We start from the raw sequence: 13,824 nt of genomic DNA on the forward strand, positions 1-13,824 counted from the left end.
ACTAGTGTTCTGTAATGAATTTCCTGTCAACAACCCCTATTACAGAAACCGCTTTCACCCCATGATAAATCAAGCAGGGAAAAAGGTCAATAAAATTTTAGTAAAAGTTTTACTAAGTTATTATTTTAGTTTTCCTTTATTTCAAATAAGGTGTAAAAAATACATCAGACCTCATTCAATCAAGGCCTGATGTTTATAAAATGTTTTCAGTCTACCTCAGATACAATAAAGATCTCAGAGGTAAAGTCACCCGACTCTTCAATACCGCCAAGTTGCGTGCCCGAATAGCCGCTATCCAGCTGAATCCCTACATGCATCAGTTCATCTCCGAAATAGGTTCCATCTCGTCCATTAATACGATATTCCTTATCCGGATGGAGCCCCTTCAATAAAAGCCGTTCATATCCATGATTCGGTTTAGAAAGCACTTGATAATATCCTGCAATCGCTTCTTTTCGATCAGAGGAGACCGTCATCCAGGACGTCACGTTTCCATCCCCCTCAAACGGACTGATAAGACGATAAAAATCTCCGTACTGAAGGGTAATTCGATGCTTTTTATAAAAATCGACCTGGGCTTTCACCTGTTCTTTCTCCCCGTCAGTCATTTTTGTCACATCAAGTTCATACCCGAAAACACCAAAGAAAGCAGTATTCCCTCTTGTATTCAGGGAGGTGACACGTCTCACCTGATGGTTCGGAACCTCAGATACGTGAGCCCCCATTGAGCTGAGCGGATACACCAGTGATGTACCATATTGGATTTTCAGCCTTTCCACTGCATCTGTATCGTCACTGGTCCAAGCTTGAGGAGCATAGTACAGCATGCCCGGATCAAACCGTGCCCCACCGCTTGCACAGGATTCAAATAATATATGAGGGAAAGCGGAAGTCAGCCTTTCATACAAATCATACACACCGAGGATATACCGGTGGGGGACCTCCCGCTGACGTTCTGACGGAAGTGCCGCTGAACCAACCTCAGTCATATAACGATTCATATCCCATTTAACATACGAAATAGGGGCTTTATCCAATACATCCGCCATCATGTCATAAATATGGTCCACCACTTCTTTTCTCGAAAAATCGAGTACATATTGGTGGCGTCCGTGTGAAGAAGATCTGCCCGGGACATGAATGATCCAGTCCGGATGCTTCTTATAAAGTTCACTGACCTTCGAGACCATCTCAGGCTCGAACCATAAACCGAACTCCATGCCCAATTGCTTGATTTTCTCCGCAAGGGGCGGGATGCCTTCTGGAAGCTTATCACCATCGACAAACCAGTCCCCCAGTGAGGTAGTATCGTCATTTCTTTTCCCAAACCAGCCATCATCCAGGACAAACAACTCCACTCCCATGTCTTTGGCCGTGCGTGCGATCGTTAAAATCTTCTCTTCATCAAAATCAAAGTAGGTGGCTTCCCAGTTGTTGATCAGAACCGGACGTGCTTTGTCACGCCACATGCCGCGAGCAAGTCTGCTTCTGAATAAATCGTGATACTCCCTGCTGAGTCCATTCAATCCGGCATCTGAATAAGCCATGACCACTTCCGGGGTTTGGAAACTCTCGCCACTCTCCAGGAGCCAGCTGAAATCAAAGGGATTGATTCCCATAGAAACCCTTGTAACATCATACTGATCTACTTCAGCCTGTGCTAAGAAGTTCCCGCTGTATATGAGACTGAAGCCATAAACCACCCCTTGATGCTCTGTCGTTTCAGGACGTTTAAGAGCGAGGAACGGGTTTTGCTGACTGCTGCTCGTCCCACGGGTACTTGAAATACTTTGAATCCCTGACTGTAACGATCTGGTTTTCACATGACGTTCTCTTGACCAGCCTCCGGATAACTGAACAAGATCAAAAGCAGAATCAGGTAAATCAACCGAACAGCTTAATGAACGATCCAGTTGAAGCTTTTGATTTCCGTCATTCACGAATTTCGATGAACGTACGATCACGTCACGGTCGTGATAGCAGGAATATAAAAGAATGATCCTTGCATTGATTAGCTCGTCTCTTAGTGTAATTTCCAGGGTCTCTGCTTCAAAGTCGTTTTCTGTATAGGTGGCAGGGAGCCCGTCCAGATCCGGCTTTCCGGGAATGATCCGATAGCCGTCATAACGAAAATCCGTGATCCGGCTCCCGTTTTCCTGGAGGATTTGAAAAGCAGGCTCACGGTAATCGGTTGTCCCGTAGCCCGGGTATTCCTGACGAAGGAAGTCCAGGGAAAAAGATAAATCTCCTTCGAATACGCATGAAGAAGTTGCTCGATGCTCCTCTTTGTAAAGGTGGGAAAAATCGTCACGATGACGAACTTTCTTCCCATAATGAAGATGTCCAAGCTGTCCATTCCTCAGGACATTGAAAATATAGCTGATATTTTTCCCTTGAAGGTGAAATTCTTTGTTGGATTCGTTAACGTGAATGCGTGTATTCATTTTCAATTGAGGGACCTCCCATTTGGTTTAATATTAAAGAAAACAGCCAGGTAATAACCTGACTGTTTTTTTGTAAGCCTTGCCTTACGCTCCAATCCCGACAGGAGAGAAGACCATATAGATGATGATCATTGCAATAGTACAAGCAATCCCGATCGGGTAGACAATTTTCCATGGAGTCATGTCCACCTTATGAGATTCCTGCAGAGTATACTCCGTGTCTCTCGGTTTGAACTTCCCGATAACGAGCATAAGTGCGGAACATAGAACGAAAAGAATCCCCAAGATGTGCAGGAAGTGAAGGCCTGTATCCCAGAATAACTGTGTAATCGCATACAATGTAATGAACACAAATAGCGAAATTTTCGCTGCAATCGCCGGTACCCGTTTCGTCATGTATCCAATAATGATGATCGTAAAGATCGGTACATTGTAGAAACCGTTTACAATCTGAAGATACTGGAAGAACCCTTGTGGCGCCTTTTCAATGAGCGGTGCCAATACCATAGCGAATACAGCGAGTAAGACCCCGAAGTACTTCCCATTTTTAACAAGCTGCTTATCAGATGCCCCAGGTTTAACGTATGGCTTATAAATATTTAATGTAAATAGTGTAACAGAAGAGTTCAGCGCTGAGTTAAAGGACGATAAGATCGCCCCGAACAACACAGCTGCAAAGAACCCTACAAGAGGCGTCGGCAAAATTTCATTCACTAGTCGTGGATACGCATCCGTCGGTTCAAGATTTTCCCCAAACATGTTAAACGCGATGATCCCAGGCAGAATCAAGAAAAATGGTCCGATCAATTTCAAAGCTGCTGCAATCAGAACCCCTTTCTGACCTTCCTTCAGATTCTTCGCGGCAAGTGCACGCTGCATAATATGCTGAGCTGTTCCCCAATAGAAAAGATTCACCAAAAGCATTCCCGTAAACATCGTACTGAACGGAACGGGATCCTCAGGCTTCCCGATCGCATTTAATTTCTCAGGCGTATTTTCCATAATGGTGCTGAACCCTGTAAAAAGGGATCCGTCCCCCAGAACAAACAAACCTATGACCGGAATCATCAATCCACCAATCAAAAGCCCGACCCCGTTGATGGTATCGGAAACAGCAACCGCTTTTAATCCACCGAAAATGGCATACAAGGAACCAATGATCCCAATCGACCAAACCGTGATCCAAAGTGCTGTTGTACGGTCCACTCCCAACATTTCAGGAACATTGAAGATCCCACTCAGTGCCACTGCTCCTGAGTAAAGAATTGGTGGCAGTAAGTTGAACACATACCCGAACAAGAATAGAATCGTAACGATTTGCTTCGTACCAGAGTCAAATCGTTCTTCAAGAAAATCAGGTATCGTCGTAATACCCCCTTTTAAATAACGGGGAAGTAAATAAAATGCTACAAGAACAAGAGCGATGGCCGATCCCACTTCCCAGCCCATCACCGACATATTATCGGTGTAACCTTGGGCATTCAGGCCGATCAACTGCTCCGTCGATAAATTCGTCAGCATAAGTGATCCCCCGATCACCCATCCGGTCAAACTTCTTCCTGCAAGAAAATACCCTTCCTGCGTCCCCAGATCCTCGTCCTTTGTTTTCCAATACGAAATCAATGCAACAAGAAGCGTGAAAAACAAGAAGGAAACAATTGTGAATACCATAGTTGAAACTCCTCTCTATCAATCTCTCTTTTTAGCTACTTTGTATAAGCTGAATGAAGACTTTTCTAAATCTTTAAAAACAGTATAACGTGAAAGCGCTATTATAGTAAACATTTTAGTAAATAAAATAATTAAATTTTACTATTATTTTTTACCAAAGAGGTTGAAAGCTTCAATTTTCGGAAAAGAAGATTGCTTAAAAAGCCCACCCTTGTGGAATTTTCTTAAGAAGGTTGGCTTATGGGAAAAGTGATGAGAGAATTTAAATTTTCATGAAAGCTGTTCCAAGTGAAGATGTTTTGGAGTGGATTCCTGTCACCTGAAGGATTTGCACTTGGAACCCTGTAAAGGAATCAAAAAAAGACACCCCATAAACGAAAGGATGTCTCTTCTGATTTTTCACTCAATCAATTGAGTATAACTGGCATTAGTTTCTCTACCATCCATGATAAACCAACATTTCATTTTTCACCGAGAGTAATTCCCCCGAGTCCCCTTCCTCAACTTTATAAGGCTCACCACTCTGAATGACTGTATCTACAATGGATGCGAATTGATCCCTTGTATATTTTCTTGATCGAAGTGACAACAAATCGATAAAGAGGTCCTTATATTCCACATCAGCTGCAGACACGAGGGAAACGGTCGCTATGATCTTTCTGTCAATAAATACATAGGACATATCTGAGTTTGGAGTGTAATAGAAACGTCCTCCGTATTTTTTCGCTATTTCATCATATCCCTTACCGAATTTATGGATATCGAAATCACGACTTAGTTTAAACGTATGTCCATTAGAGTCAGTCATGGTAAATTCCATCGGATAAAGTTCGTCTTCAGGGCTGTCTTCGTTTGTACCATCATTCGCTTTATCACCTGAAGAAGCACTTCTCATTTCGTCCTGTTCCTTTTCAAGACTCGCTTCTTCTTCAAGACGCTTTTTTTCTTCCACCTCTCTTTTCACCTGATAGAACGTATCTTTTGCCGACTGTATTTCTTCTTTCATATCAGCAGTTGTCTGATTATCCGGCAAAAGGTTAACCTGTTTCACCACTCTCTCTGCTTGTTGTTTGAAATCCTGTTCGTTTAAAGATTGTTCTTCTGCAATATCTTTTAGGTTTTGGATTTCTTCTTGTACTTCTTGATATTGATTGAAAGTTTGATCAATACGATTCACCTGTGTGGAATATTGTTTAGTAAAAAACGCTCTAAGGGATGAACTTTCAAGTTTTTGGAATGCCTTTAATTTTTCTGCCAGTTCTCTTTTTATGGAAGCTACCTTTTCTGTCATTTTTTCTTCTAAAGGACTTTTCTCCAGGAGACTGCTCACATCATTAATGTTCTGTTGAAGCCCATTGGCCACGGGAACGGTTTGGTTATAATCCTCTATTTCTTTCATCATGGGGATTAAATGTTGACGAAGATCCCCTTCCTTCTCTTCGCTACTTTCTAAAATTTCCTTCTCAGCATTTCGGAGTGAAACTTGAGCCGACTTTAGTTCTGAAGGTTCAATCGTTTTTAGTAATCCGCCTTCTTCCGTTTCTTGCAGGTTCAATTCCATTTCTTCATAAACCGCTTGAATGTTTTTCTCAGCGTCAGCAAATAACTGATTTGCTTTATCTTTGTCTGTTTCGGAAATGATATATACCGTCAAGATTGAAAAAACCAGCAACCCTACAGCTGCAGCGGCAAAGCTTTTAAACCTGCCCTCTTTCCAACCTTTCTTCCGTGAAGACGGAGAAGGTTCATGATGAAGTATGGCTGTATGAATCCGTTCTTTCGACTCGTCATTTAATTGAAGCCGGGGAAGCTTTTTTGATAGATTGTTTTCATTTTGATTCTTCATTTGTATATCCTCCTGTTATGGATTGCAGCTTTTTACACGCACGGTGATAGGTGATCCGTACTTTGTTCTCCGTCCAATTTAGAATAGTGGCCGTTTCTTTTACATCAATGCCATTTATTCCTCTTAAAACCAATACATCCCGATAATTAGATTTAAGTTTCTGAATAGTGGTTAGAAGTTCGCGACTTCCTTCATTTAGAAAATAAAGAGATTCTGGTGTTTCTAAAGAAGCGGCTTCATGATCTTTTTGGGAAAAAGAAGTAATGGACCATTTAATCCTCTTCTGCTTTCTAAGTTCATCGAGGGCAAGATTCCTGGCAATGGAATATAACCATGTTTTCGGATTCGCTTTTCCTTCAAACGAATCCACGGAATTCAATGCCCGAATGAATACTTCCTGAACAAGATCTTCCACATCAGTGGAACCCATTCGATATACCAAGAATGTATATATAGGATCACTGTAAAGCCGAAACCAATCTGCGACCAATCTATTGTTGGACATCTCATTCCCCCGCTTTTTTCTTTTTATATATTAGACGATAGTGATCCACCATATATTTCACTTTTTTGAATATTTTTTCATTTTATTTACAAAATGCTCTTGAGGGTTGACAAGCTCGTCATTTATCCTTCTCCTCCAAAATAAAGGAAACCTTGACAACCATCCCCAATATACTATAATTGTATTATTTATATTCCGACTAAACTAATATGAATTATAAGATAAGGGTGATGACATGTTTATACAGATCAACCATCTCAATAAGCAATACCTCGATAAGTCAGGAGAACCAACCGATGTACTGAAGGAGATTACTCTCGGGATAGATAAGGGTGAGTTTGTTTCAATCCTGGGACCTTCAGGATGCGGTAAATCCACTCTCCTCTCCATCGTGGCAGGACTGACCTCCTTGACTTCGGGAGAGATTCTTGTAGATGGAAATCCGATCAAAAAACCCGGAAAAGACCGGGGGATGGTTTTCCAGCAAGCGGCACTTTTTCCATGGTTGAATGTGCGTGACAATGTGACCTTCCCTCTGAAAAAAGAAATGTCTAAGAAAGAGGCAAGACAACAAGCCGCAAAATACTTACATATGGTCCAGCTGGGAAACTATCAGGATCATTACCCTCATGAGCTTTCAGGGGGAATGCAGCAGCGGGTGGCCATTGCACGTGCTCTCTCCATGAACCCGGAAATCCTTCTCATGGATGAACCATTCGGCGCACTGGATGAACAAACGCGCTCCCGCCTTCACCATCAGCTTGAAACGATCTGGATGGAAACAAAGAAAACCGTCCTGTTCGTCACTCACAGTATCTCGGAATCTATTAAGCTTTCAGACCGGATCATCGTCATGGGTACCCGCCCCGGTACGATCTTGGCAGATATCAAAGTGGATATCCCCCGTCCACGGGATGCCCATAAAGAAGAAATGGTGAAAATCGAAGAACATATCATGACCTATTTAAAGAAGGAAATCGATAAAGTGATAAGTGAGGAATTGGCCTATGAACACAGCTCTTAAACGCATCATCTTTTTTGCCCTCATAATTGGCCTATGGGAATCGGGATCACGATTCGGATTATGGACGGAAGTTGTCCTCCCCTCTCCTACTTCCGTTTTCCAGGCCCTATTTACTGGGATTGCCGATCAAACCTTGATCATTGACCTTATTGCAAGCTTCAAGCGTTTATTCATCGGATTGGGGATTTCGCTCGTTATCGGAACCAGCATCGGCGTTCTTCTCGCCAAATCCAAAACGGCCGACGAAACCCTGGGATCTTTACTGCTGGCATTCCAGAGTGTACCGAGCATTGTGTGGCTGCCACTAGCCATCATGTGGTTCGGCCTCAATGAAAAAGCCGTCATTTTCGTCGTCATTCTCGGTGGAACATTTGTCATGGCCCTCAACATTCGAATGGGCATAAAAAACGTCTCTCCCCTCTTTTTGAAAGCGGCTCAAACGATGGGATCGAGAGGTTTGGACTTATTCATTCGAGTCATCTTCCCGGCATCGATCCCTTATGTGGTCACCGGTTCACGCCTTGCATGGGCCTTCGCCTGGAGAGCTTTAATGGCCGGAGAACTATTAAGTACCGGTCCCGGACTCGGCTACACTCTCCGATACGCATCAGACTTTGGTGACATGAGCCTGGTCATTGCCGTCATGATCATCATTGGAGTCATCGGAGCGATCGTGGATCAACTGATCTTCCAGCGCATTGAAAAATCAGTGATAAAGCGTTGGGGATTGGAGTCTTAAGCATAGACGAAAAAATTGCGGCAGGTGATGATCAACTGCCTCATTAATAAAAACAGGAGGTTACAAAATGAAAAAATCATTTCTACTCATGACGATTTTCTTTACATTCCTAGGTGTTTTGGCAGGCTGCGGTACTGAAAAAAGCTCAGGCGGAGACGTAAGCGAGAAGGTCGTCATCGGTTACTTCCCTAATATTAACCACGTTCCCGCTATGGTTGCGAAGGACAAAGGATTTTATGAAGAGAAGTTGAGTGACGGTACAAAGATTGAATATAAAACCTTCCCGGATGGCTCATCGTTTATGACCGCTTTGAAAACAGGCGAAATTGATGCGGGTCTTGTCGGACCTGGTCCAGCCATGAACAACTACATGACAGGGGCTGACGTGAAAATCATCGGTGGGGGATCTACTGGTGGAACGGTGGTTCTGGCAAGTAAGGAAAGCGGCGTGAAGACCGTGGACGATTTCGCAGGTAAATCCTTCATCACCCCCGCAGTCGGTTGCACACATGATGTTCAGGTCGAAACCTTCTTGAAAGAACATGGCATTGAATCTCAGCGTATCGGTGGGACCATGAAACACGTAACAGGAAACCCGGCACAATATGCCAACATGCTAAAATCAGGGAGAGTCGATATTGCCGTAGCGCCGGAACCTTGGGCAGCTGTGATTCAACAGGAAACAGGTGCCAACATCATCATCGATCATGACGAAATTTCATTCGGTGAAACACTTCCTGCTTCAGTACTTGTAGCCTCTGGAAAATCCGTGAAAGAAAACCCGGATACCATTCAAAAAATCGTAGACGCTCATAAAGAAGCAACTTCTTTCATCGCAGAAAATCCGGAAGAAGCAAAAGAAATCACAATTAAAGATGTGAAAGACGTAACCGGCCAAGAACTAAGCAAAGAAGTCGTCGACCAGGCATGGGAACGAATCGGTTTCACTTACAAAGTGGACTCAGATGCCGTTCAAGCATTTGCCGACTCATCCTATGAACTGAAGTTCCTGAAAGAAAAACCGGAATTCACTGATTTGATTGACAAACAATTCATAGACTAACCTGACAAGGTCCGTCCCTCTTCTGGCGTGAGGGACGGACCTCTGTTTCAGAAGGAGGAAGTGGAGTGGGATTTAAATGTATGATTGCTACGGTTGCCTTGTCTCTTTTCTTCTTGGCTGGCTGCCAGGGTGAAAATGTTGAAGAGTCTTTTCCTATGAAAGTAGAGGTTGGTGATTTGGCTGCCGTGGATCAGAATGGGGAGACTACGTCTTTAGGTGAGCTCAATAGGGGAAAGATTGTGATTGCTGATTTCATCTTTACGAATTGTGATACCGTTTGTCTTCCGATGACAGCGAATATGTCAAAGCTTCAACAGAAGATAAGGGTAGCGGGATTGGATGGGGAAGTCCAGCTGGTATCGATTAGTGTGGATCCCGAACATGACTCTCCTATAGTGTTGAAGGAATATAGTGGCCGATATGAAATGGATGATGAGAATTGGAGTTTTTTAACGGGATACTCCCGTGACGAGATTGAATCCTTCGCCAATATCTCCTTTAAAACTCCTGCTGCCCAAGTGGAAGGCTCTGATCAGTTTGTTCATGGAACTTCATTTTATTTAGTGAGTGAAAATGGGGTTCTGCTGAAGCAATATGAAGGGGTGTCCAATCCTCCATATGAAGAGATCATTGAGGATATTGAGAAGTTGAAGTAACCTTTTCGAGTTAAATCGAGAAGGTTTTTATATGGAATGACGTATTTAAGTTGGTTTCTTATGTAATTAAACACTATTTTCGGAGAAAACTGTCTGAACTAGAAGGATAATTCCACATATCCATAAGGATTAATCCACTTTCACGGTAGATTAATCCTTATCTGGTTTTTTCAATCCTTATTTCATATAATTGATCTGGAATTGGGAATAATTGATCCGTTTATCGAATAATTGATCCTTCATGTCGATTAATCTTTATTCTTGATGCTTCCCTACCTCCTCCCTCAACCCAAATTCCACCAAAACCCATGCCATACCACTCATTTAAGTTTCACCACTACGCCCAAAGCAGGAAAAACACCTCACCCTACCAAATACTAGTTATAAAGGGATTTTTAAAAGGAGGGGTTCCCCATGCACACAGGGGAAATTATTCGATTTTATAGGGAGAAAGCAGGTCTCACCCAGTCTCAATTGGGGGAAGGGATATGCACAACGACGCATGTCAGTAAGATCGAGAGGGGTAAAACGGCTTATTCTGACGATATTATTTCACTCTTTTCAGAACGGCTGGGAATCGATATTCATCACGAAATCACCTCTTTTCACCAAGTCGAAAAGCAGCTTCAACTCTGGCATAATAGCATCATCATGAGGAGAATGAATCTTGTGGAACAAATGAAATCCGAACTTGAAAAGTCTCCGTTTCTTGAGTCCTCGAAATATGGAGTCTATTATCACTTACTTAGGGCGAGGTACTATATTCTACATAATAAAGATGACCTTTCTTCGAACATTCTGGATTCCATCCAAAGGGGTTCAAGCCCTCTCACAGCCTATGAGACCAATCTGCTCCATCACGTTCAAGGCATTATTTATATTAAAGACAGTACGGAAGAAAATCAGCAAAAAGCCGTGCAAATTTTAAAGAAGATAGATATGGATGAATACAAAAATGAAGAATGCCATTATCACATATCGATTGCTTATCACTGTATCGGAAATAAAGTAATGTCCTACTTTCACGCCGGTAAATCCCTCAGTTATTTTAAAAAGACGAATAATTACTCCGGTGCAATCAAGGCTGAGTCCTTAATGCTCCTTCAGCTCAGCAGTGAGATGTATCTCGAATTTGAAGATCTGGTGGAAAGGTATCAGAGCCTGATTCAGGACAGTGATTCACTTGGGTATTCAGATCAAAAAGGGACTCTCTTAAATAACTTAGGGTATGAGTATTACAATCGTGAAGAATATGCCCTTGCCAAAAAATGCTTTAAAGAAGCTTTGGATCTGGCTGAAAAAGGGTCTATGCCTTATTTGCGGCGATTATGTAATTATACGGATGCCTGCATCGAAGGAAATCTTGTACATTCAAAATTGATAAAGAAACACATCCAGCACGGTTTATCAGAAAGCAAAAGCGCAAACAGCACCCTATTCATTACCTTATTTGAACTTTTTTCTCTCCGTATGGACAATAAGAGCGATGACTACTTTTCTTATCTCGAAAACAAAGCACTGCCCTATTTTTTTGAAACGAAGAATGTGTTGTTGATTGAAAGATTCGGGAAGGTACTCTATGAATATTACGTAGAATCCGAGGAGTTTAAAAAAGCGGTTCAATTATCGAATCTATTAATGAGATAGCGGCGCCAAGCACACATGTCATAACAAGTGTACCAGGTACAACTTGCTGGATTTACACCTGGAACACTAAAAATAAAACCCTGGAATCCCTCCCAGGGTTTTAGATTACTTATTCATGAAGCGTCCCTTCTCCTTGCTCCGCATTGAACGTCCAATTCACTTGCAGGGCGTCTCCCTGGAATTCATTTTGGTCTTCTCCGTTATCCACGAATTCGAACAGGACCATGATTTTCTCTTTGCCACCCGCCGGAATACCATCAGGAACGACTTCACTGCCTACGAATGTATTCATGGCCGTAAGATCCGGTGTTTGATCTTTCAGTTCATATAGGGAGGTTTCCACTACCGGTGAATACGCGCTTCCCTGATTGTACATGATGGTGACTTTGATATGCTTGGCCATGTCATCTGCGTTTGCAGCTCCATTCAGCATGGCATCGTCAACTGTATAGCTCGTCCCCAGTAGCACTTTGTAGATATCCAATGTTCCATTGTTTTCTAATGTGAATTCACGCTGGATTTCATCACCAGGCTTGATGTTTTCCACATTGACGACGACTTCCGGGTTCACGGCCAGATCCAATGTACCCGCTGCGAACGTATTCTGAGTCTCAACTGTATCGCTAAAATATGCGTATGTACCTCCACCCATTAATGAAAATCCTAATGCTGCCGTTAATACTCCCTTGCTTACCTTCTTTGCAAAACTCATGTTTTTCTTCCTCCCTTTGCGGTGTCTATTTATTAATCTACTATTTGCCTCTGTCAACAAATAATAGGATCAACCAGTGGTCTTCATTTCGACTTCCTTTAATGTCACAAAGATGGACCTTGCCGCTGATAAGACCAGCAGTAACCCCGGGATAAAAAGCAAAAGGGCAGATCCGATTTTGGATGAAGCATAGTTTACCATGTAGCCTAAGTATGGAATGGTAAAATCCTTGTAGCTTCCTACGATGTTTTGAGATAGCACATAATCCCGATCCGGGGCGTCATTGTTGTCCCCTTTTGTGATATACAGGGTTTGCCCGTTACTCTCTTTCGTATCGATGATTCTATGGGTGATTAACTTATCCTCGGATTGAAAGGTGATGATCTGATTTTTTTTATAGGCAGCATTGTTCTTGGCTTTCTCAATTACAATGATGGATCCTGTCTGAAAGGTTGGCTCCATGGAACCTGATAGAACGACTTTAAATTGATGGTTTAAGATGGTAGGCTCACCACCTGATGCTTTTGATGATAGAACGATGAAAGCAAGTGAACAGAATAGGAAAAATGATATGCCGACCATTATTTTTCTGAGTATTAAGAATACTTTCTTCATAGTGACCCGCCTCCTGGTTCATGGTTGTTTTCGATAGTAGTTTCAGAGTTTTCAATAGTTGATTCTACTCCTTCTTCGGTTGTGTCAGTCTTCGGTTCGGATTCAGTTTCAATGACTGCCGGCTCAGACTCTCCTTCACCAGTAAAATCCTGATCAACTTCGGCCTCGGGTTCAGGAGGCTCAACCTTCTCTTCCTCAACTTGCTTGGGAGGCTCTTGTTGAGATTCCTCTTTCAAACTCTCTATATATGATTGTAGTTGGGACAATCTTTTTGAAGAATCCAATTCCACTATCAGCTTGTCCACCCGACCAAATCCTTTTATTGCATAATTGAACTCTTCCGGGTCCTTTAAAGCTTGTTGATAATAACCATCTAACTCCCTATAGAGCCTTTGTAACTCTTGATCAAGAGAAACCAATGTTTCTTTTAAAAGAAGGGCCTCATCCTGGTTCAACTCCTGATATCCCCTATAAAGTTTCTCAATCTCACTGACATGGTATCTTGCATTTTTCTCGAGCTGCTTAATAGTTGAAGGAAACACGAATGCCGCAGAAAACGTCATGGTTTCAGGCGACTTCTGACTCGAAAAGGAAGCTTCCGTTTCTCCCATTAAGTGAACGGTTAGTGATAGATTCAATATTAATAGACCTGGAATGATGATCTTACTGAAACGTCCTTTCATTTCGCCGACGCCTCCTTGACTGCTTCATTGGTACTAATCGTATAAGAGCCTGCGAGGATTGTAAATCGGGTCATTTTCTTGTCGAATCGGGGTCGTTTTTTCAGTAAGAATGTCAGATCCCATCTAAAGACCCCTCTATAGAGCCAATCCCATTAACCCAATTGACCAAGATTTGATTATTCTGAATAATTGAAGGTGTTCTACATTACTTTTTCGGAG

12 protein-coding genes are annotated in these 13,824 nt (G+C 42.4%); 5 read left to right on the top strand and 7 right to left on the bottom strand.

Annotated features, from left to right (window positions below):
• Positions 1-206 precede the first annotated feature (206 nt).
• From FZC88_RS15050 to FZC88_RS15065, 4 genes are all read right to left on the bottom strand, one after another.
• Positions 207-2,444: an alpha-galactosidase gene (locus FZC88_RS15050; RefSeq protein ID WP_148995549.1), complete on the bottom strand. Its 2,238-nt coding sequence runs from the start codon at positions 2,442-2,444 to the stop codon at positions 207-209.
• 84 nt (positions 2,445-2,528) lie between these two features.
• Entirely contained in the window at positions 2,529-4,115 is a 1,587-nt protein-coding gene (locus tag FZC88_RS15055; protein ID WP_148995485.1) for a solute:sodium symporter family transporter, read from the bottom strand.
• A gap of 436 nt (positions 4,116-4,551) precedes the next feature.
• On the bottom strand, positions 4,552-5,961 hold the full coding sequence (locus tag FZC88_RS15060) for a hypothetical protein (protein WP_148995486.1): 1,410 nt from the start codon (positions 5,959-5,961) through the stop codon (positions 4,552-4,554).
• Positions 5,945-6,466, bottom strand: coding sequence for an RNA polymerase sigma factor (locus FZC88_RS15065; RefSeq protein WP_148995487.1), 522 nt, complete (start codon positions 6,464-6,466; stop codon positions 5,945-5,947). Before FZC88_RS15065 ends, FZC88_RS15060 begins: the two co-directional genes overlap by 17 nt.
• 235 nt (positions 6,467-6,701) lie before the next feature.
• Between FZC88_RS15065 and FZC88_RS15070 the strand changes: the two genes are divergently transcribed.
• The 5 genes from FZC88_RS15070 to FZC88_RS15090 all read left to right on the top strand — a co-directional run bounded on the left by FZC88_RS15070 (position 6,702) and on the right by FZC88_RS15090 (position 11,595).
• A complete protein-coding gene (locus FZC88_RS15070) occupies positions 6,702-7,490 on the top strand; it encodes an ABC transporter ATP-binding protein (RefSeq protein WP_148995488.1) in 789 nt (262 codons plus the stop codon).
• Positions 7,474-8,229 (top strand): ABC transporter permease, encoded by a 756-nt coding sequence (locus FZC88_RS15075; protein WP_148995489.1) that lies wholly within the window; start codon positions 7,474-7,476, stop codon positions 8,227-8,229. The genes FZC88_RS15070 and FZC88_RS15075 overlap by 17 nt, the downstream gene beginning before the upstream one ends.
• A 67-nt stretch (positions 8,230-8,296) precedes the next feature.
• Positions 8,297-9,292: an aliphatic sulfonate ABC transporter substrate-binding protein gene (locus FZC88_RS15080; protein WP_148995490.1), complete on the top strand. Its 996-nt coding sequence runs from the start codon at positions 8,297-8,299 to the stop codon at positions 9,290-9,292.
• Between the two features lie 65 nt (positions 9,293-9,357).
• Positions 9,358-9,948: an SCO family protein gene (locus tag FZC88_RS15085; RefSeq protein WP_262371877.1), complete on the top strand. Its 591-nt coding sequence runs from the start codon at positions 9,358-9,360 to the stop codon at positions 9,946-9,948.
• A gap of 414 nt (positions 9,949-10,362) precedes the next feature.
• Positions 10,363-11,595, top strand: coding sequence for a helix-turn-helix domain-containing protein (locus tag FZC88_RS15090; RefSeq protein WP_148995491.1), 1,233 nt, complete (start codon positions 10,363-10,365; stop codon positions 11,593-11,595).
• A gap of 109 nt (positions 11,596-11,704) precedes the next feature.
• Here the strand turns inward: FZC88_RS15090 and FZC88_RS15095 are convergent, their stop codons facing one another.
• From FZC88_RS15095 to FZC88_RS15105, 3 genes are all read right to left on the bottom strand, one after another.
• On the bottom strand, positions 11,705-12,307 hold the full coding sequence (locus FZC88_RS15095) for a TasA family protein (RefSeq protein ID WP_148995492.1): 603 nt from the start codon (positions 12,305-12,307) through the stop codon (positions 11,705-11,707).
• Between the two features lie 69 nt (positions 12,308-12,376).
• Positions 12,377-12,922 carry a signal peptidase I SipW gene (gene sipW / locus FZC88_RS15100; protein WP_148995493.1) on the bottom strand — a complete coding sequence of 182 codons (546 nt, stop codon included), beginning with the start codon at positions 12,920-12,922 and terminating at the stop codon, positions 12,377-12,379.
• Positions 12,919-13,605 (bottom strand): DUF4047 domain-containing protein, encoded by a 687-nt coding sequence (locus FZC88_RS15105; protein ID WP_148995494.1) that lies wholly within the window; start codon positions 13,603-13,605, stop codon positions 12,919-12,921. The genes sipW and FZC88_RS15105 overlap by 4 nt, the downstream gene beginning before the upstream one ends.
• Between the last annotated feature and the right edge of the window lie 219 nt (positions 13,606-13,824).

The organism is Rossellomorea aquimaris, assembly GCF_008180865.1.
GTDB classification, from domain to species: Bacteria; Bacillota; Bacilli; order Bacillales; family Bacillaceae_B; genus Rossellomorea; species Rossellomorea yichunensis.

Bases quoted from the DNA above. Each gene is read 5' to 3' on its own strand.
- FZC88_RS15050 (WP_148995549.1), bottom strand. From the start codon at position 2,444: ATGAATACACGCATTCACGTTAACGAATCCAACAAAGAATTTCACCTT.
- FZC88_RS15055 (WP_148995485.1), bottom strand. From the start codon at position 4,115: ATGGTATTCACAATTGTTTCCTTCTTGTTTTTCACGCTTCTTGTTGCA.
- FZC88_RS15060 (WP_148995486.1), bottom strand. From the start codon at position 5,961: ATGAAGAATCAAAATGAAAACAATCTATCAAAAAAGCTTCCCCGGCTT.
- FZC88_RS15065 (WP_148995487.1), bottom strand. From the start codon at position 6,466: ATGTCCAACAATAGATTGGTCGCAGATTGGTTTCGGCTTTACAGTGAT.
- FZC88_RS15070 (WP_148995488.1), top strand. From the start codon at position 6,702: ATGTTTATACAGATCAACCATCTCAATAAGCAATACCTCGATAAGTCA.
- FZC88_RS15075 (WP_148995489.1), top strand. From the start codon at position 7,474: ATGAACACAGCTCTTAAACGCATCATCTTTTTTGCCCTCATAATTGGC.
- FZC88_RS15080 (WP_148995490.1), top strand. From the start codon at position 8,297: ATGAAAAAATCATTTCTACTCATGACGATTTTCTTTACATTCCTAGGT.
- FZC88_RS15090 (WP_148995491.1), top strand. From the start codon at position 10,363: ATGCACACAGGGGAAATTATTCGATTTTATAGGGAGAAAGCAGGTCTC.
- FZC88_RS15095 (WP_148995492.1), bottom strand. From the start codon at position 12,307: ATGAGTTTTGCAAAGAAGGTAAGCAAGGGAGTATTAACGGCAGCATTA.
- sipW (WP_148995493.1), bottom strand. From the start codon at position 12,922: ATGAAGAAAGTATTCTTAATACTCAGAAAAATAATGGTCGGCATATCA.
- FZC88_RS15105 (WP_148995494.1), bottom strand. From the start codon at position 13,605: ATGAAAGGACGTTTCAGTAAGATCATCATTCCAGGTCTATTAATATTG.